The organism is Pedobacter segetis, assembly GCF_016623585.1.
Classification (GTDB): Bacteria; Bacteroidota; Bacteroidia; order Sphingobacteriales; family Sphingobacteriaceae; genus Pseudopedobacter; species Pseudopedobacter segetis.
Genome location: NZ_JAEHFY010000015.1, coordinates 45087 through 65916, shown reverse-complemented (window position 1 = coordinate 65916; position 20830 = coordinate 45087). Strand labels below are relative to the sequence as shown.

Annotated in this window: 14 protein-coding genes; 3 read left to right on the top strand and 11 right to left on the bottom strand. The window is 36.6% G+C overall.

The genetic code is table 11. The features are described from left to right. Window positions 1-123 precede the first annotated feature (123 nt). The 8 genes from I5M32_RS11615 to I5M32_RS11580 form a co-directional block, all read right to left on the bottom strand. Window positions 124-1818, bottom strand: coding sequence for a glycoside hydrolase family 43 protein (locus I5M32_RS11615; protein ID WP_200586476.1), 1695 nt, complete (start codon window positions 1816-1818; stop codon window positions 124-126). A 111-nt stretch (window positions 1819-1929) separates the two neighbouring features. Further along, complete coding sequence (locus tag I5M32_RS11610; RefSeq protein WP_200586474.1) at window positions 1930-3366, bottom strand: sulfatase family protein; 1437 nt, start codon at window positions 3364-3366, stop codon at window positions 1930-1932. A 111-nt stretch (window positions 3367-3477) separates the two neighbouring features. Continuing rightward, window positions 3478-4359 carry a heparin lyase I family protein gene (locus tag I5M32_RS11605; protein ID WP_200586472.1) on the bottom strand — a complete coding sequence of 294 codons (882 nt, stop codon included), beginning with the start codon at window positions 4357-4359 and terminating at the stop codon, window positions 3478-3480. A 133-nt stretch (window positions 4360-4492) separates the two neighbouring features. Beyond that, entirely contained in the window at window positions 4493-5350 is an 858-nt protein-coding gene (locus I5M32_RS11600; protein WP_200586471.1) for a heparin lyase I family protein, read from the bottom strand. Between the two features lie 17 nt (window positions 5351-5367). Next, on the bottom strand, window positions 5368-6567 hold the full coding sequence (locus I5M32_RS11595) for a hypothetical protein (protein ID WP_200586469.1): 1200 nt from the start codon (window positions 6565-6567) through the stop codon (window positions 5368-5370). 14 nt (window positions 6568-6581) lie between these two features. Continuing rightward, window positions 6582-7700 (bottom strand): glycoside hydrolase family 88/105 protein, encoded by a 1119-nt coding sequence (locus I5M32_RS11590; RefSeq protein ID WP_200586467.1) that lies wholly within the window; start codon window positions 7698-7700, stop codon window positions 6582-6584. Between the two features lie 51 nt (window positions 7701-7751). After that, window positions 7752-10037 carry a glycoside hydrolase family 3 N-terminal domain-containing protein gene (locus I5M32_RS11585; RefSeq protein ID WP_200586465.1) on the bottom strand — a complete coding sequence of 762 codons (2286 nt, stop codon included), beginning with the start codon at window positions 10035-10037 and terminating at the stop codon, window positions 7752-7754. A gap of 176 nt (window positions 10038-10213) precedes the next feature. Then, complete coding sequence (locus I5M32_RS11580; RefSeq protein WP_200586463.1) at window positions 10214-14344, bottom strand: hybrid sensor histidine kinase/response regulator transcription factor; 4131 nt, start codon at window positions 14342-14344, stop codon at window positions 10214-10216. 379 nt (window positions 14345-14723) lie between these two features. Here I5M32_RS11580 and I5M32_RS11575 point away from each other — a divergent pair, with 379 nt between their 5' ends. From I5M32_RS11575 to I5M32_RS11570, 3 genes are all read left to right on the top strand, one after another. Then, window positions 14724-15494, top strand: coding sequence for a DUF1961 family protein (locus I5M32_RS11575; protein WP_200586461.1), 771 nt, complete (start codon window positions 14724-14726; stop codon window positions 15492-15494). 380 nt (window positions 15495-15874) lie between these two features. Beyond that, complete coding sequence (locus tag I5M32_RS16945) at window positions 15875-16042, top strand: Arm DNA-binding domain-containing protein (RefSeq protein WP_317193130.1); 168 nt, start codon at window positions 15875-15877, stop codon at window positions 16040-16042. A 165-nt stretch (window positions 16043-16207) separates the two neighbouring features. Beyond that, window positions 16208-17104: a site-specific integrase gene (locus I5M32_RS11570; RefSeq protein WP_317193129.1), complete on the top strand. Its 897-nt coding sequence runs from the start codon at window positions 16208-16210 to the stop codon at window positions 17102-17104. Between the two features lie 91 nt (window positions 17105-17195). Here I5M32_RS11570 and mobC read toward each other — a convergent pair whose 3' ends face one another. Genes mobC through I5M32_RS11555 form a run of 3 tightly spaced genes read right to left on the bottom strand, consistent with a single transcriptional unit; the run spans window position 17196 to window position 20770 of the window. Then, window positions 17196-19115: a conjugal transfer protein MobC gene (gene mobC, locus I5M32_RS11565; RefSeq protein WP_200586459.1), complete on the bottom strand. Its 1920-nt coding sequence runs from the start codon at window positions 19113-19115 to the stop codon at window positions 17196-17198. 15 nt (window positions 19116-19130) lie between these two features. After that, the gene (locus I5M32_RS11560) at window positions 19131-20390 is read right to left on the bottom strand and encodes a relaxase/mobilization nuclease domain-containing protein (protein WP_200586451.1); all 1260 of its coding nucleotides are present in this window, start codon (window positions 20388-20390) and stop codon (window positions 19131-19133) included. Then, on the bottom strand, window positions 20378-20770 hold the full coding sequence (locus tag I5M32_RS11555) for a plasmid mobilization protein (RefSeq protein ID WP_200586445.1): 393 nt from the start codon (window positions 20768-20770) through the stop codon (window positions 20378-20380). The genes I5M32_RS11560 and I5M32_RS11555 overlap by 13 nt, the downstream gene beginning before the upstream one ends. Window positions 20771-20830: the final 60 nt, after the last annotated feature.

Here is a 20830-nt window from a genome sequence, read left to right as displayed (position 1 = left end):
TCTTCAACACTCCGCCACCGGGCGGATATATCTTTTTTGCTATTTGATAAATGGCAAGGACAAAAAAACCTGTCCGAGAACAGGCGGGGGATGCCATTACAATCGTTAGTGCAAAACACGGTATTAAAAACCACTATACTCAAACCAATCAAACAACGTATAGTTATTACTTTCTTTGCCCGTAGATGAGGCATACATCCCAATAAAAGTACCTGTAAAACGCCCTGTGCCCAAAGCATTGCTTAAAAAACTACCGTTTTGTTTATCAGCCATTTTTCGCCAATTTTTTCCATCCCCAGAAAAAGAGAAAGTAAAAGATTGTTCTTCAGCTTCCATTTTCAGATAAATGGTTTTAACGTCCATCTCTTTTTGGGCAATGGTATCCAATGTTTGCTCTATCACATCTTTCTTTATCAAACTGATAATTTTTTTTCCGTTTTTTAATCCATACATGAATTGAAACTGATTACCTGCGTCTCTGCTGATCACCATCCCGGCGGTTTCATTTTCCAACTTTGGCGTAAAATCCATTTTAGTGCTGGCGGTAAAACTTTTATCGGTTTGCCTTCTCCCTATAAATGACGGATTTACGCCACCTTGTATTATTTCTTTGCGGAGATTGATTTTTAAACTCCCTTTTACATCATCCAAACTCCACCAATTGCTAGCCGGTATCTGCATAAAATTCCAGTTTAGATTAAGTTTTGGCGTATCAAAATTGTCTCTAGCAGGTTCTTTTTTCCAAGGATGGTTTTTTAGATCTGGTTTTTTCTGATTTGTTAAAACCCTGCCCGGTGCTTCTTTAGGGTTTACTATTGGCCACTCGCCACTCCAATCTACCGGAACCAAAGATGTTTCTCTGCCCATATTGGTAAACGCACCGCCATAAGGCCTGCTGGTTAATAATACCATCCACCATTGGTTATTTTGGGTTTGCACCAAATCGGCATGACCGGTATGCACCAAAGGATGGGTGTGTGGTAAATCACGATGCGTGATAATTGGGTTGTTGGGGCAATATTCAAAAGGGCCGAATACGTTTTTACTTTTAAAGATAGATACCGCATGGTTCCAATCTGTACCGCCATGCGAAATCAGCATATAATAGGTTCCATCTTTTTTATACAAATGCGGCCCCTCAAAAAAAGTAAGGTATTTTTGTTCTTTTTCTGTCGGGCTTAGCTTTTTCCAGTAAGTTGCACTTTTTACCACATCTACTCTTTTCCCAACCAACTGCCAGGTTTTAGGATCAATTTCCTGTGTCCAGATATTTTTTTCTTTATCAAAAGTAATGCTGTCTGGGATGGTGTTTCCAGAATAGTAAATCTTGCCATCATCATCAAAAAACAAGGAAGGGTCTATCCTATCGGCACCTTTTATAAAATGCGCTTGGGACCACGAGCCAGCGGGGTTTGTGGCCGTAATCACAAAATTTCTGTCGGGCCTACTGCTTTGCCCGGTATTGGTATTGATGATATAAAAAGTTCCGTTATGGTATCGTATGGTTGCGGCGTAAAGATTCAGGCTTTCCTTTTCTTTCAATTTTAATTGTGATGCGCTATCAATACCATGCCCAATCAGTTTCCAGTTTACCAAATCTTTACTGTGATAAATGGGCAAACCCGGGAAAAAGCCGAAACTGGAGGTTACCATATAATAATCGTCCCCTACCCTGCAAATACTTGGGTCGGGATTCATTCCTTTTAAAATGGGGTTGCTAAAAGTTTCGTTTTTTGTACTTTTTTGGGCAATGGCACATGATGCGAAAAAAATCAACAATAGAAAATTAAGTTTTAGATTTTTAATTACTTGCATCATAAAATACATTTATTAAACTTAAAATAACCGAGATTAAACAAGATAAATCTACATCTCTTAAACATTCAATTATCAGCAGTTAATTATCCATGACTTTTTGAAACAAACATACTAAAAGGCTTTTTTGCTACTCATATATTCACTTTTTGGTACACCATGCGCCTTCTTCAAATCCTGATATCTTTTTCTTAGTGTATCGAGTTCGGTTTTATATTTTGGGTTTTTAGCCAGATTATCGGTTTCATGCGGATCAAACCTGATATCAAAAAGTTCCTCGTAATTGTTATCGATGTAATTCATGTATTTAAACCTAGGCGTAACCACCCCTTCTTGCCGGGGCAATTGCGCACTGCCCAAAAAGTAGTACTGGTAAAAGAAATCTTTCCTTTCGGGGATTTTATTTTCCAATACTTCAAACAAATCTTGTCCTTCCATGGCTGCTGGTGGTTTAATACCCGCAAAGCCTAAAATAGTGGGTGCTATATCAATATTTAAAGCCATTTGCGGTGCTTTATACTGCTTGATTTTATCTGGGGCTTTAGGGTTGTAGATCAATAATGGTATCCTTACCGATTCTTCATAACCCCACCATTTGCCTTCCATACCGTGTTCGCCCAAAAACATCCCGTTATCGCCCATTACCATAATTATGGTATTATCGGCAATTCCCAATTGATTTAATTTTTTCATCATTTTACCAATGGCATCATCCACTCCGGTAATTAAACGGTAATAATTTTTTACGTTTTCTTGGTAGAGTTCCGGAGTACCAAATAAGCCTTTCCATCTTGCTCTTCCAAAGTTGGTATCGGTCTGGAAAAAAGACGGAAACTGTTTCCAGTATTTAGGATCGGCGGTTACAGGCTCGGGTATGGTAACATCCTGATATAAATTTTTATATGGAGCCTGTACCACGTAAGTTGGCGGGTTGCCGTCCTGCTCATGCGGGGCTTTAAAACTTACCGACAGGCAAAAAGGTTTTTTGCCTTTTCCGTAATCAGTTAAAAAGTTTTGAATGGCATTGCTCAGCGTATCAGTATCATGAATTTCTTTTCCGCTTTTCCCTTTAATGATGTAATTGGGTTGCATTTGTTCCCCAGCTTCGGAGTTTACCCAATAATCAAAAATTTGCTGTGGAGGGTGGGTGCCAATACCAAACTTACCGATAAAACCAGTGCTGTATCCCGCTTTTTTTAGCAAAGCAGGATAGCTATTTGCGATTGAGTTTGCACTTAAATCTGTACTAAAATCATGGATATGGTGTTTGTTTTCATACTGCCCGGTTAAAATACTTGCCCTGCTTACACAGCAAATAGACGTGGTAACATAAGCGTTTTGGAACAATACCCCGGCATTTGCCAGCTTATCCATGTTGGGCGTTTTGATAATTGAATTGCCCATAGCGCCCATGGCATCCCAGCGCTGGTCATCGGTTAACAAATAGATGATATTAGGCCTTTTATTTTGTGCCGTGGCGTTGCAAACAAATAAACACAAGTAAATTACAAGGCAGTTAAATTCCTTAAAAAATATTTTAGATCGTATCATTTAAAAATATTGTTTTTTGTAAAATATTAAAACCCCTATCTAAATAGATTTCTCCGTGATCGTTGCTCATTAGTAATTATACAGTAATTTATAATGGCACTTGCCCACTTGCTATAATTTATCTATGGTCATATTGGCAAACAAGGTTCTAATCTCAAAAGGGCGAGATGCTTCATTGTAAACACCCCATTTCGGGTACGTTACCGATCCATCATTTGTTCTATGTAAAACCCTTTTATTATTGTTGGTTAAGGTAACATCGTAGTTAGAAGTTGAGTTTTGGGTGGTAAAGGTTTGCGCACTACCATTGTACCAAAGTTGTATATAACCTTTTTTAGAATTATCGGTGCCGATGTACCTAGAAACCTTAATACGAAATCCGATGCTTAGCCATTGACCCGCAGCTGCTGTGCCAGACCAAACGGTATTCTTTCTGCCACTTACAGATCCAGAAGTCCAATCTGGAGTGCCCGGTCCAAAAAGGTTTAAGTATAATTTACCGTTCTTATAAGTTAAATTGAACGGATAGTTTTGCCTATCCACATTACCATCTGTTTTCCATTGAAATACGGTAATTTCACTTGAACCAATATCTGTTTGAGGGTTGATTTTGAACTTGTAGTTTAGGTCTATGGTTTCGCCCTCTTGTTGGTTGTAGCCCTTTGCCCTACTCATTTCTGCTCTTTTAGCTCCGGCAGGTTTAATAACACGCCAAGCTTTACCATAAGTTGCATCAGTAATTGAAGTTAATGTTGGTGTTGTACCCCCATTATCTTCTGTGTTAAAATTCTCAAAAACATCTTGCCAAGGTTGGTTGGGATCACCTGTCCAAACCCTGGTACCTGCAAGCGTTTTAATCTGCCTATCAAACGAAGAATTAACTGGATTAACTGCAATTTCTTCTTGTGAACAAGCAGTAATAAAACAAAAGCCACCAAAGAGCATTACTTTTGCGCCGATGCGCATCATTGAAGTTAATTGATTGTTTCTCATTTTGTTTAATTGTTTTATTGTAGGATGAAGGGCACCCTACAAGGGTTAAAAATTAATATAATTGGTCGTTAAATATTTTTATTTGAAATTCTAAACAAAAATTCCGGTTCTAAAATCACCCGATTGTTTGAAACTATTTTCTTCTTATTTTTAAATCGCTTACATAGGCAGTAATATCGTAAGGTATTGATGACCCTCCATAAGCTCCCCACTTTGGATAAGTGATATTTCCATCAAGCGTTCTGTGGTAAGCTCTTTTTTTATCCGGAGATAAAATCACACGATAATCGATCCCTGAGTTATCTACATTAAAAGTTTGCTTAACCCCATTGAACCAAAACTCTATATAGCCCAATTTTGTGGTATCGGTACCTGTATAAGAAGATACTTTTATCCCAAAAACAATATTCTGCCATTGGTTTTGCGGAACTGCTTTTTTCCAAATTGTGTTTTTTTTAGTTGCTATATTTTTGCCTGGGTTTTTCCACCAATCTGTAGATGTTCCAGGGCCGTAAGCATTTAAAGAAAGTACTCCGTTGCCATAAGTTAAGTTAAAAGGATAGTTTTGCCTAACATCTCCACCACCTTCTGTTTTCCACTGAAAAACCGCACAGCCGGTTTTAAATTTTTTTTGCTTAACTTTAATTTTCCAATTGTAACTGATATAGATTGTTTCTCCATCATGCTGTTCATATCCTTTGGCCCTACTTATCTCTGCTCTTTTTGCTCCGGATGGTTTATAAACTTTCCAAACCTTACCATATTTAGGATCATTAATGGTGGTTAAAGTTGGGGTTGTACCGTGATTATCTTCATCGTTGAAATTAACAAATACATCTTTGTAAGGCTTATCGGGATTACCGTACCAGATTAACTTACCTGCTATTTGGCTGGTATCCGTAAATACTGCCTCTGTTGAAACAGTAGTTTTTTTTATAATACAGGCACAAAAAAAGCAAGTTAAGAATATCAAAAAATTAACTTTTTGCATAAAAGAGCTTATTAAATTTACTTACGTCTCAACCTTAAATCTGCCACATAAGCGGTAACATCATAATTTCTTGCGCCTTCGCCATAAGCTCCCCACTTTGGATAGGTGGTATTACCATCCAGCGTACGATGATAGGCCCTCTTTTTATCTGCAGAAAGGATAACCCTGTAATCCTTCCCTGCACCGGTAATTTCAAAAGGTTGCTTTACTCCGTTAAACCAATATTCTATATATCCTAACTGTGTGGTATCAGTACCTACGTAATCAGAAATTTTAATCCCTATGATGATACTTTGCCATTGATCTTGAGGTACAACTTTATTCCAAAGTGTGTTTTTTCTGTTGTTAATGGAAGAACCTTCGGTCCAGTCTGGTGTGCCTGGGCCATAAGCATTTAGAGTAAGGTTTCCTGAGCCGGCATTATAGGCTAAATTGAAAGGATAATTTTGTCTATCAGGCCCTTTGTTTCCGTCCTCGGTTTTCCACTGAAATACCGCAAAACCATTGGTTGCATCTTTTTGCCTAATGTTTATTTTCCATTTATAACTTATGTAGATTACTTCCCCGTTGGTTGGAGAGTAGTCTTTAATTCTACTTATTTCAGCTCTTTTTGCACCCGCGGGTTTAAAAACCTCCCATACTTTGCCGTAAGTGGGATCGGTAATTGGAGTTAATGTTGGGGTTGTACCTCCGTTATCTTCCGTATTGAAATTGGTAAAAACATCCCGCCATGGCTTATTAGGGTCGCCATACCAAATCTGTGTGGCAACTATTGAACTTGTATCATCGGTTGATCCCTGCTCTTGCTTGGTACTAAAAGTTACCTCATTACCATATGCAATACCCACTTCATTTTTAGCATAAGCTCTTAAATAATACTTTTTATCACTTTTAAGGTTCTCTAAAGTTTTAGAAAACCCTCCAGCATCATCATTAGATGAGGCCATTAAATGGCTTTTAATAATAGTTGGATTTGCCAAGGTATCCCAGCAAAAGCCGCTTTCGCTAATGTTTTTCCCTCCGCTGGCAGTAACTTTACCTTGTGCAGTAGCTGTACTGGTTGTAATGTTTAAGGTTTCTAAAGTTTGAACGGTTGGGATAGTTGGAGTTGGTATTACTTCTTGAGGGTTTGTGCTTTTTGATTTTTTACAGGCATGAAAGATACCGGCAACAAAAATCGCCATCAACATTAATTTGCTCGTATTTCTAAAATCCATGGTCATTTGTTTTATTATTGATTTTTCTTCAGTTTCAATATTTCGCTACCTGCCATTAAAAACGCACCTGTGCCAAAGTTTTGCCAGCTATCTGCGTCGGCAGGTTTGGGATCAGACCCTATGTTTTGCACCCAGCCAACTTTGCCGCTTACCTTTTGACATTTTAAGAGGGAATTCCAAGCTTTTGTAACCGATGGCCGATAGGTTGCTTTATTTAGCAAACCATTGTTTATCCCCCAAGCAAGTGCATAGGTAAAAAAACCACTTCCGCTTACCTCTCCATGGTTAAAAGATTCTGGGGATAATAAACTTGTTCTCCACAAGCCATCGTTAGGCTGTAAACCTTTAAGCTTGCCTGCCATTTCTTTAAACAAATTTTCATAAAAAGGCCGGGTAGGATAATCTTTTGGCAAATCGGTTAATACCAAAGCTAGGCCGGCAATTACCCAACCGTTTCCGCGAGACCAAAAAATCTTCTTCCCGTTTTTTTCTTTTAAATCGCTGTCTTTGCCCGTTAATAGATACCTGGTGTCTCGGGCAAAAAGATGTTCCTTTTTGTCATAGAGCAAATTGTAGGTTTGCTTATAATATTTATCCATTTCTTTTAAGTAGGCATCATCATTTTTAAGCTTTGCATAAGAAGTTAAAACTGGCGGGGCCATAAATAAGGCATCGCACCACCACCATAAAATTTTTTTCTCGTCTGTTGCCATACCGCTCTTCCAAGGATAATCTTTATATAAATGATCTTTTATGATTTGATCCGTTGGCTGTAAATTAGCATCCTGGCCTAAAGATTTTAAATAGATATAGCTGTAGCACATGGCTAAATCATCTGCATGGTAAAAACGCTCGCTAACTTGCCAATTGTTACGTTTTGCCATTTTTCCCAAGGCATCTAAATAGGTTTTATCTGCGGTTGCTTCATGTGCTTTTACTATGCCGGTGTAATAGGCAGCATTGGTCCAATCTGTTGGCGATTGTGATTGTATGGGGTTTGCCTCTTGCCATTGTAAAGCTTTAAGCATGGCGGCTTTGGTACTTTCTTTATCTATTTTTTGATACGTTTTACATGATTGTAAAATAAGAACGGCTAAAAACGAAATAGTGATTTTTAAAAGTAATTTTTGCATTGGTTATGTTTCTTTTATAAATGTTGATTTAAAGAGCATCCGCATTTGCGCTTATATAATACTGGTTAACCTAAAATTAGATTTTAAGCCTTCTGCCGATGATGGCCCTATCTGAACGGTATAATCCCCCACTTCGTAACCAAATTTCATATCTGCCCTAGTAAACTTCAAAATTTCTGGATTGATGGTAAAAGATACCGTTTTAGTTTCCCCGGCCTTAAGTTCAACTTTTTGGAAATCTTTAAGCTCTTTATCAGGGCGTGTAACCGATCCAATTAAATCTTTGATATATAATTGAACCACTTCTTTTCCGGTAAGCTTACCAGTATTGGTTACTTCAACCGTTACTGTGATTTTTGAATTAGGATTGATAGCCGTTGAAGAAAGCTTTAAATTATGGTACTTAAAAGTAGTGTAGCTTAGCCCATAGCCAAAAGGATATAAGGGACCATTTTCGATAAATAAATATCCCTTTTTAAAATTTATCTCTTTCTGGCTATAATGAAAAGGCAGCTGCCCAATGGTGCGAGGTACTGTTACGGGCAATTTTCCTGATGGATTGATTAGCCCGAAAATTGCTTTAGCAATGGCTTCGTCCCCAAATTCGCTAGCATCCCAACAATCTAAAATGGCATCTGCAGTTTTAGAAATTTCATTGATAGACAACGTTCTTCTGTGTTTTAAAACTACAATTATTGGTTTACCCAGTGCTTTAACCTGTCTAATCAGTTCGTCTTGTGGGGCAACCGGATCAATGCTAGCCCTATCGCCTAATGCGTTATTAAAAAAACCCTCTTTTGCGGTAAATTCGTCTCCTCCTAAAAACAGCACACATAAATCTGCCTGCTTTGCCATTGCTATCAATTTATCGAAGCCTGGTTTTGTATTGGTATTTAATTTAGGGACATCACCTTCCCTATTGGTTAGATCAAATCCTTTTTCTGCGCTAAAAACAAAACGGTTACCGGCAATTTTTTCAAAATCAGCTTTTGCGCCATCAGTTAAAACTGGGCCTAAAAGTGCAATCTTATTGTATTTTGTGTTAGATAAGCCTATGGGTAGAATTGAGGAGCTATCGGCCGATTTATTTTTTAATAATATCATAGACTCTTCGTCCATTTTTTTTGCGATCGCAAGCGCTTTATCTGTTCTTACATTTTCTTTTACACTTTCTAAATTGACGTAGGGACTATCAAACAATCCCAATATAAATTTGGTCCTTAGCATTCGAGATGCGGCTGCATCAATATATTTTATTAGCTCGGGGTGGGTTTTAACCAATTTAGGCAATAAGGCATAAGCTTCATCACTATACAGATCCACATCCATCCCAGCTTTTAAAGCCATCATTGCGGCATCTTCTGGTGTTTCGGCTACTTTCATAAAAAAATTTAACCGGGCAATATCATTAGCATCAGAAACTACGTAGCCCTTAAAACCCCATTGGTTTTTTAAAACTTTGGTCAATAAATCGTAATTGGCATGACTGGCAATTCCGTTTAGATCGCCGTGTGAAGCCATAATTCCTAACGTTTTAGCTTGTTGCACCGCTGCTTTAAAAGGTGGGTAAATTTCATCGATCAAGGTGCGGGGCGAAATCTCTATCGCTGCAAAGTTTGTACCGCCTAAAACCTGCCCATAACCCGCAAAGTGCTTTGTTACCGCACCAATATGTGTACTTTTTAATCCTTTAAAGTCTCCCTGAACGCCAGTTACGGCACTTATTATCATTTGAGAGGTTAGATAAGTATCTTCTCCAAACTCTTCGCTCATACGCCCAAACCGTGGATCGCGAGATAAGTCTGCCTCTGGCGAATGGCACATGTGCAACCCTCTGATTCTTGCCTCCCTACCAATAATATCCCAAGTTTGATGTACCAAATCGCGATTAAAACTAGCAGCCATGTTTATAGGCCGGGCAAATTTTGTACAGCCTTGCGCATCTACACCATTGTAAGATTCTGTGATAAATAATGCTGGGATGCCTAGCCTATTATGCGTTACTATATATTTTTGCAATTGATTATTGAGCAATGCAGCTTTCACAGGCTCTAAAAATTCTCCTGGATTTTTGATCCCCGCTATGCCATATCTTAGTCTTTCCGCAATTCCGCTTTTTAACTCCAATTTATTATCGGTACCTAAAGCGATCCCCAAATTGGCATGGAAAATACGCATCTGCGCTACCTTTTCTTCAAGGTTCATACGTGAGAGCAAATCTTTTACGCGAGCATCTGTAGAAGCATTTTTATTTTTATAAACTAGTTTTACAGACTGCGCAAAAGTTATATTGATCAACAGGCAAAACCCGACTGTGCTTAAATATATTTTATTCATTCTAACGTAGGTTTTTATGATCTAAACCTTAGAAAAGGTTTGGTTAGTAATAATTGGTTATTGTTTTATTTAAGACCTAAAATTATGGAAATGGGAAAGCAGAATAGTCCAAGAGACTGGTAATATAGTTTATTTTAAAAAACCCGAATTGATATAATAAACTATCAATCAATATATTAGCAATTTTTAAATTTCTCTGAATATATTTTCGGGCTAATGTTTAAATGTTTTTTAAAAATCTTGGAGAAATAGCTTGGGTCTTTAAAACCCACTTTATACCCAATTTCTGCTATGCTGTACCTGCCTTGTTCGATCATCTTTGCGGCGTGTTTCATGCGGATGCTCAAAATAAATTCATTAGGTGTTTGGTTAGCCCAGGCTTTTATTTTAGTAAATAGTAAAGATCTGCTCAGGCCCAGCTGTTCGCTAAATTGATCTATCCCAAAAAATTCATTAGAGATGTTTTTATTTACAACTTCATAGGCTTTATACCTTAAGGTTTCATCTAAGGTGTTATTTGAAGGGTCTGAAATAGTGATATTTGAATTAAGAAATCTTTCTTTTAAGTGATGATAAGTGCTAAGAATGTTTTTACATTTCAGGATCAGTTCGTTAACCTCAAAAGGCTTAAACAGGTAATCATCGGCACCAGATTTTAACCCGTCAAATTTATAGACTAAGGATGTTCTGGCAGATAATAAGATAAAAGGTATGTGGCTGGTTCTGATGTCGTTTTTGATTTTTTGGCAAAACTCTAAACCATCCATTTCGGGCATCATCATATCGCTAACTATTAAAGATGGTTGCTTAATAATGGCATTTTGAAAACCTAATACCCCGTTTTCTGCCAACACAACATTATAATAATCAGAAAGTATGTTTTGAATAAATTTTCCTACTTCCAAGTTGTCCTCAACCACCAAAACACATTCTTTATCAATATCTTCTTCCCACTCAAACTCCTTAATAATTTTGCTGCTTAAAGGTTCTGTTATGCTATATAATGAAAGATCATTTTCTTTAAATTCTGTTACTATTTCACTTTCTGAGAGATGGTTTTTACCCAGTGGTAAATAAGTGATAAAAACACTTCCTTTACCGCCTTGGCTACTAACTTTTATTTTCCCTTTATGCAGATCAATAACGCTTTTAACAATAGCTAAACCAATACCCGATCCGTATCTAAAGTGCCCGTAATGTTTTTGCCCTTGTATTTCATAAAACTGATCAAATATTTTTTCTAATTCTTCAGCTTTCATTCCATCACCGGTATCTTTTACAGAAACTACTACCTCGTTTTCTTTTTTTGAGATTTCTAAACAAATGCTGCCCTTTTCTGGCGTATGTTTGAAAGCGTTAGAAATTAAATTGTAAAATACTTTTTCTAGTTTATCTGGATCAAAATAGACCAAAATATTTTCTTCCTCTGCCTTAAAATTGTAGGTATAATTATTGAGTTTTGCCTGCGGTAAAAAAGACAGAAATATCTCTTTTAAAAATTCAACGATATTACCCTCAGCAGCTTTTAGAGCGAGGCGGTGATCTTCGAATTTCCTAAAATCAAGCAATTCATTGATCAATTTAGTAAGCTGATCGGTATTTTTTTTAATGGTTATCAGCGGCGCATAATATTGATAGGGGCCTTTATAATCTTCGATAAGTTTTTGTAAAGGCCCAGAAATAAGTGTTAAGGGTGTTCTAAATTCATGAGATACATTTGTAAAAAACTGAAGCTTTTGTTGATTCAGTTTTTGCTGATTGTCTAACTCTATGGTCTCTAAATTTAATTTATGCTGTAATATAAGCTTCGATTGAAAAAAATAAATAAATAAGCCAAAAGCACCCAAAATAATCATCATATAAAAAAGATATGCCCACCAAGTTTTCCATGGCGCACTGTTAACCACAATTTCTAAGGCGGTAGTACCTGCGGTTTTATAACCGTCACCGTTTATACCTTTAACCTCAAAAATATAAGTGCCGCCTTGCTGTATGGTAAATGAAACAGACGGATTATTAGTTGTTGCCCACTTATCATCTAACCCTTTTAAGCGGTATTGATACACCTTTTTACCATGGATAATATAATTTGGCATCGAAAAATTGATGGTAAAAATATTTTGGTCATAATCCAGCTTAATCTTTTTTGTATCTGCTATACTTTTTTTAAGGATTGCTGTACTATCGCCAACTTCGATATCTTTATCAAATAATTTAAAGTTTGTAATAACAATGTTGGGGGCATATTTATTTATGGTTCCTAATTCTTTTGGATTAAATGAAGTTACCCCAGAGGCTCCGCCGAAATATATCCGCCCGTCTTTTGAAAACAATTTTGAACCTCTTGCAAAAGCATTTGCAGCAATACCATCATTAAGGTTGTAAATTTTTGAGCTTGCTTTTTTGGGGTCGTATCTTAATATACCTTTGTCTGTACTTAACCAAAGCTTGCCATCATGATCTTCGAGAACAGAAAAAACAGCTATATCTTTATCAATGGCAGCATTGTAGAGCTTGCCGTTTTTCAAATACAACAGCCCCATATTTAGGGTAGCAACCCATATTTGCCCATTGCTCGCTTTCAGAATATCTTGTACGCTTACCTTCTGTTTGTTTTGCTGATTAAAAAGTGGGAGTTTATCAAATATAAATTTACCGTTTGCTGTTTGGTTGGCTTTTTTAACCATGTAAAAATTAACAGGCGTACCCATGTAAACATCGCCGTTATCATCTACCAATAAATCTCTAATGGTGTTGCTTGGGATAGAAGTACCATCGGCATCGTTATGTTGTAACCTTATAACTCTTCCTGTATTAGTATCTAATATATTTAAACCCGAATTTAAAGTACCGGCCAAAATTTTACCGTTAGAAATTTTTGCAATAGAAATAATTTTGTTAGAACTCAAAGAATGATCATCATCTGGCCGTGATTTATAAACTATACTCGCTTTGCTTTTAACGTTATAAAAAATAAGGCCCGAGTTAAATGTCCCGATCCAGATGTTATCCTTTCCACTAAAGCACATGGTTTTAATTGCACCAATCTTCTCATTGCTATTAAGCTTATTAACGTATTGGTATTTATTGGTTTTAGCATCCAAAACAGAAATTCCCTCGCCCTCTGTTCCAAAATAAATCTTTTCAGCCCCGTCTTGCAAGATTGAGCTTACCACTTTAAAACCTAATTTATGGCCATTGCCTTCGTCTATTTTAGAAAAATTGAGCTGTTTTTCGTTCCAATAGTTTATCCCCCCATAATAACTCCCTATCCAAACAGAACCATACTTGTCACTATATAAAAACTTTATTTTGTTATCCACTAAACTTAAAGGAGAATCTGGATCGTGTTTGATATGGTTGGTCACTCTAAAAGAATCTATCAACGTAATACCATCATAAGTACCTACCCATAAACGCTGATTTTTATCTATGGTTAAAGCTCTGATAACATTATTGGTAAGGTTTTTATTGAAATGTATAAATTGATTTTTTTTAATATCGAAATAATCAAGGCCGGCCTGTGTACCCACCCATAAATTACCAGCCTTATCTTCCAACAAAACATTAATATCATTACTTATGATGCTTTTATTGTTGCTTGTACTGTTAAAAAAAGCCTGTACTTTAATTCTATCGTTCTGTTTATCAATAAGTTTATACAAGCCCGAATTTGTACCTATCCAAATAGCCCCATCCTTTTTCTGATATAAACAATTGATAGAATTTAAACTGAAGAGAACTTTATTTGAGACTTCGGTAAGCTTTTTTTTCTTTGGATCATATATCCGTATCCCAATGTTTGTACCTAACCATACCTCGCCGTTAGCCATTTCTTTTACGCATTTAACAAATGTTAAAGGAGTGGCATTGGTTTCATTTTCAAAAAATTTTTCGGCACTATCTAAAACGGGGTCGTAAATCCAAACCCCTTTATCGGCAGCGATCCATATTTTCCCGTAGCTATCAATATTAATATCGTTTATATTGCCTGTTTCTTTTGGATTTATGTTCTTAAATTTCGATTGAATAGTTTTAAGCTCTATCCCATCAAACCTGATCAATCCCTTTGCCGTACCAAACCACATCATCCCTTTTTTATCTTGCGCTATAGATGTTACCGAGTTAAGGAAAAACTGGTTAGATGTGGAAATATGACTGAATTTATTAATCACATAATCTTGTGCAAACCCTTCGTTTACAACAGATGATAAGCATAATATCAAGCATGCCAATATCCTTACTTTAAAGAATTTTGGGATGGCAGTAAATGATAATTGATTTGCGATTTTGTAAAAAGAAATCATCAATGTTTAGCTTTTTGGTTATAATGGTACTTAAAATTAAGATTTTAATTCTATTTTATGGGTACTGTTTTTTATAAGATTTATTCTTTAACCAAATGTTGCCCATATTTGCCTAATTAATTGATAAATAAAACTAAACCATAAAGAAACATTATATTGATAATTAAGCTTACTACTACTTCATTAGGATAATAATTTAATTACTGATCGCCTCAATATAGCCCAATGAATGTTATTTGCTCTGCTAGAACAGTTACTTATCCAAAAATTTTTATTAGTTTATATGGCATCTTTCTTAAGGTTTAAATGCAAAATTAAAAGATAAGATCATCTCTTTTAATTAACTTTAGGAAGCTTAATAAAATTAGAAAAATATAGGATGCTTTCACGTATTAAATTTGTAAAATCAATTTTAGGGGCAGGTATAGGCTCTGTATTATTGCCTAAATTATCTTTTGCGGCCACCGCTGATAACAAAGAAATTTATACCAGTAAGTTAATTTATGAAAACGAACTTGCCTCTGAAAAAGATGTAGCCAATTTTATAATGGAGGGACAAGCAAAAGTGAGTTTCCCGAACGGCAAAATGCAAATGGAGAATAAATTGGACCCTAGTTTGGGGCAAAAAAGTAATTTCGTTTTTTGGTGTGATAAAGATTTCCCCGCAAATATTTCTATTACATGGGAATTTAAACCTTTGAAAGAGCCTGGTTTGTGTATGTTTTTTTTTGCCGCACAAGGTAAAAACGAACATAGTATTTTTGATAAATCTTTAAAGCAAAGAGCAGGAGAATATGGAGATTACCACCATGGCGACATTAACACTTATCACCTTTCTTACTTCCGCAGAAAACAACCTAACGAGCGGGTTTTTAATCTATGCAACCTCAGGAAAAGTTATGGTTTCCACATGGTAGCCCAAGGTGCCGATCCAATTCCATGTGTGGATAATGTGGTTGATCCTTATCAATTAAAACTCATTAAATTCGATAATAAAATTTCTTTTTTTATTAATGATTTGTCTATTTTATCTTACACAGATGATGGTAAAACTTTCGGTTCGATTTTAAATGGCGGTAAAATTGGGTTTAGGCAAATGGCGCCTTTGATTGGCGAGTACAGTAATTTGAGGGTTTATACTTTGAGTTAAGGCGGAAAGCTGAGGGCAAAAAGCCTACAAACTCGCTGTAGGGAATGTTAAGCGTAGCGCATCCCGAACAGGCTATAACTGCGGATTTGCAATCCGCATGTATCATTAACTCGACATGACCTTTCGGGTCCACTTCCAAAACATCAAAATCAACTAAAAACCTGCAAATCAAATGATTGCAGGTTTTTTTTATTTGTCAAAAAATATCAAAAAAAGCATATTTTATGATGTTTTGGTGAGTGAGCTGGTGAGTTAAATAAGATTTTCAAATAACTCACCAAAACACTATCAACACACTGAATATCAACTAGTTTAACCATTAAACATCTTGACTAAAAGTCGCTGTTACGCTAAATTTGTAAACTATTTAGTGAATCATTATGAAAACGAACTTCAGCTTACTTTTTTTTGTAAAAAAGCCAAAAAACTATCAATCAGGTCCTGCCCCAATTTATACTAGAATTAAATTAAACGGGCAACGTTCAGAAACCAGTACCGGTCAATATTGCGATCCAAAACATTGGAATTCCAGTTTTGGAAGAATGTAAGGCAAAAAGGATAATATTAAAGTCAAATCGCTAAACGCAAGTCTCGACGAAATACAGAATAAAATTTATTCTGCTTTCAAATTTTTAGAGGACAGCAATCAAGAAATTACCGCAGAAAACATAAGGAATCAATATATTGGAAAGCCTACTAGTCGTCCGATTACTTTGGTTGAAGTTTTTAACGACCATAATGAGAAAATGAGAGCTTTGATTGGTAAAGAATACACTAAAGGAACCCACCTTCGCTATGAAACATCTCTGAGACATACTTTATCCTTCCTTAAATGGAAATTCAAAATAAAAGATATAGAACTGAATCGCATAGATCATTCTTTCATTATGGATTATGAATTTTATTTAAGATCAGTTCGCAATTGTGCAAATAATTCAGCTGTAAAGTATATTCGAAACTTCGGCAAAATCATCCATATATGTGTGGCTAATCAATGGATTAACCACGACCCGTTTCTCTCCTATAAGAGTAAGTTTAAAAAAGTGGAAAGAATATTTTTAACCAAGGAAGAACTCCAAAAGATGGCGGATAAAGAGTTTGAGTTTAATCGATTGGAATATGTAAGAGATGTGTTCTTATTTTGTTGTTTTACCGGCTTGGCCTATGTGGATGTTAAACAACTAAGAAAACAAGATATCATAACAGGGATAGATGGAGAAAAATGGATCTCTATTAAAAGACAAAAAACAAATGTTCCTTCTAAAATCCCCATACTACCAACGGCAATTAAGCTCCTTAACAAATATCAAAATCATCCTCAGTGCGAGGAAAGTGAGGCTGTTCTACCAGTTCTAAGCAACCAAAAAATGAATGCATATCTGAAAGAAGTTACTGACTTATGTGGCGTACATAAAAACGTAACATTCCATATTGCGAGACATACGTTTGCTACCACAGTAACACTTTTAAATGGTGTTCCTATTGAAACTGTGTCCAAGATGCTAGGTCATACGAATATCAAAACAACCCAACATTACGCAAAAATATTAGACATTAAGGTAAGTGCCGATATGAAAGCACTTAAAGAAAGAATAGAAATGGACTATTAAATATAAATAGACCTGTTATATTCAGGATAACTGAGTTAGCCTGAATTAATTTCGATTGTGGATTTAGATTACTTGTAATTCCAAATACTAACTATAAAATATCGCCAACCTCATTCTTGATTCTTAAATAATTCCCTTCCACAACTCCTGCATTTATCTTCCTTATCTGAGGAATCTCCACATAACCATCTGTTTCTCTTTTCAAAGCCTTGTGATCATTCAAAATCTCGTTATGAAAAGCTTTCAGTCCTATCTTATTCTGTGGATCATCGGCAACCATTCCGACAAACTGCCCAGAACTCAAAGCGGAGATTTTTGATGCCGGAACTGCCGCTTCTAATTGTTTTGACCTACTGATAGAAGTGTCGCCACTGTTAATTGAAATACTCTCCCGGTCCTGCATAATTCGACCTACTCTGTCGGAAAGTTGCTTCGCTGTATCGCCAGTAACCTGTCCCGAAATCACATTCCCGACTATTCCCATGATGACATCTGCCTGCTCTCTTCCGTAGTCTTTTCTTAGCTGGCTCAAATCCTGAATACCCAATGTTGTGCTCACTTTATTACTTCTTGCAGTGGCTATCAAGCTATCGATTCCGTTCAAATAAATAGTAGGGAACTCATCAAAAATCAAACTGCTTTTAAGCTTGTTCTTTTGGTTCACCAGCTTTGCCAAACGGTTGACGTATAAAGATAAAACGGCGCCATATATCTGAATCTTCTGCGGATTGTTTCCCATACAAACCAATTTCGGCTTTTCAGGATCATTAATATCCAAACTGAAATCATTTCCCGAAAGAACGTAGTATAACTGAGGTGAAGACAATTTTGCCATTGCTACTTTGGCAGAAGCAATCTGCCCTTCCAATTGTTCCATGGCCTCATTTTTATACGCATTAATGAAAGGATTTATCAGTACCTCTATCTCTTTTTCTGATTGCAGTAACACAAAAAGTTTTTCATATTCTACCTGCATCAGTTCGATGACATGCGGAAGTGTACAATATTTCCCACCTTCATATTTCTTCAAGAACCAGATGATAGCGGTCACAAAATTGATGGCGGATTCTATAAAGAAATCGCCTTGCTTTTTTATCCATTCCCTGTTCAATCCAATCAAAATTGTTCTCGCTGATTCTGCAGCATCTGTAATATCCGTCATTGCTTTGGAGTCCAGGGGATTGCAACGATGGGTACGACTTAGGTCATCGAAATTGATGACGTAGAATGATGGTTCGACAGGATAAAGATGTTTGTATTTAAGCCAAGTATTGTAAACAATGATTGAAAGATCGGGCAGTTTGAAATCATAAACAAACATGGAAAAACCTTTCTGTATATGTTGGGTAATGACATGCCTGATGACGAAATAACTCTTTCCAGAGCCCGGCGTTCCCATCACCAAGTTTCCTCTAAAAGGGTTGATAACATTTACCCAACTTTTTCGATACTTTCCCTTTAAAAGATATTTTGCTGATAGATTTATGGAGTATTCGTTTTCTAAATGACGCTCTTCCTGCGGGAAAGTTTCCTGCGCTGTGTTGAAAATATCAGGTTTCAATTTAGATTTTATAACCCTTGTCAACAGTGTTGCTCCACTAATAATCAGGAGAAAACCACCACTGGTAATAGCCATATACAAAACAGAAGTCACATGTGAATCATGGCTTGCATTCCATAAAATGTTGCTGAAAAAATATAGAATCAATCCCGTAACTATATATGCGAAAGCAGGTTTAAACGATAGCTTATCATCTTTTTTACCTTTTATTCCCATCGATGAAATCATTAAAAAAAGCAGTGCCCAGTATTTGGAATAATTGAATTTTTCAAACAACCCGGTATTCCCGATATGGCGGAGTAGCTTATCTGTAAATGGCACTGTCAGCCCCCAACTTATAAATGTTCCATAGCAGTAAAAATAGAAATGGAGCATCAATAAGATAATCGCGATAAAGCGGCTCATGTCTGAAATTTTCCGTAAGGCCTGTTCGTTTTCTCCTGTTTGCATGGCAGTAATTTTAGGTTATAGACGTGTATTCTGTTTCTTTCTCCGCTTCTTTCTTCTTGTTTTCTTTAACTGAAATGGCAATGGATCGTAGTAGTTTTCAGCCTGAAGCAGTACCTCTACGAAGGTGTTTTTAAAATAATCAGGGGAAGAGACAAGTGGTTCTAAATGTATTTTCCCACCTGATAAAACTTCTTCTTTTGATCTGGATAGTTGACGTAAAGGCATGGATTCAAACCTTTCCTGCACAGCTTTTGCGCTGTAGCTTTTTCCTAATTTGCTTCCGTTGAACACATATTTATTCTGATGGTCTATATATGTTAATCCGTATATAATACCGTCCGGATTTATTCTGCATATCAGCTGAATATTCTCTTTTTCGAGCCTTTCCTTTAGCTCATGAATCGACTGGATAGTGTTACTTTTCAGTAGGTCGTCTATCCTTGATTTCAGCAAAGTTCGGTAGGCATTTCTGAATTTTTCATTCTGGGTAAACTGCTTCTCTAAAAACTTAAGTCCGGGGTTTTGTTGGAATAAACTTGCCTTAATTGGTGTGCATATTTTGTTTCCCTGTTTATCTAACAGCCGATAATAAAGTCCATTTTTTTGATAAACTCTCGACTGTTCCGTCCCTCTATCTGCGACAATATGATAGTTTTTTAATACTGCATTCAGCTCTGGAATAGAGGTGTAATTGTAAGTGTCCAGTACTGCATTTAGTACTTTGGCAATTGCATTTTTTGTCTCTAATTTTGTCGCTCCTTCTCCGATCAAATCCATTGGTTTTAATGGATTTTCTTGTTTCTTTTGTTTTTCAGCCTCCACCAGATTGTACTTTTTTTCGATTGCCTTCCGGGCCGGTTCACTCCTGTTTTTACCGATGTTCTGGGTGTCGATCCGTGACCCATCTGCTTGAATTTTAGTGGTAATTATATGGATGTGGGGGTGCGATGCGTCGTTGTGCTGATAAACCAAAAAAGGCTGTTCACCAAAGCCGATTGTTTCCATATATTCACTGGCAATTGCCTTCAGATTATTTTCACTTATGTTCTCCCCAACTGCAAAATTCAAGGAAATATGGATGCTGTTCCGCTTGACATTCTCATTTAGTTTTGCTTGGTTTAGCAAGCGGTTCAGCTTATGGGCAAGGGTCAGCTCTTCCGTATCCATCGGATAATTTGATGCCAGGATAAATTTTGCCACTCCCGCTTTTACCTTGTTCTCGTTATAATTGAAGATATTATGAAGTGATCTTCCTGAATTGATTACCGCAACCATTCCGCCCCGAGTTTGTTTGTCATTTTCCGCATCTCCTCCACTTTTTCAAACAGGATTTTACGCTCTTTTTCGTAGTGCTTTAGCAGGCTCTCTAAAGACAGTCCGTGATCCAAAGTATGGAGCTTGTGGACAGTTTGATTGAAGTTATTCGCCAGACCGTTCAAATCCTTTCTAAGTTTTATGAGCTCGTTCATCAGGTCATCTATAGAGGCATTTCTGTAACTTGCGATCATTGGTTTGCCTAGCAATATCTTTCTGGCGTAGTCGCTTAATTTTCTTTGGGTAGTTTTTAAAAATGACTTATGAATCTGTAGTTTTTCCTTCTCGGTCAGTCTTAAATGCAACCAATGGTCTCTACTTTGTTTTTTCTCATTTTCCATTCTCTCTTTTCCTTCTTTTTTTACCGCTTCCAGCGCCCACGACTTCGGAGTATTGGGCGC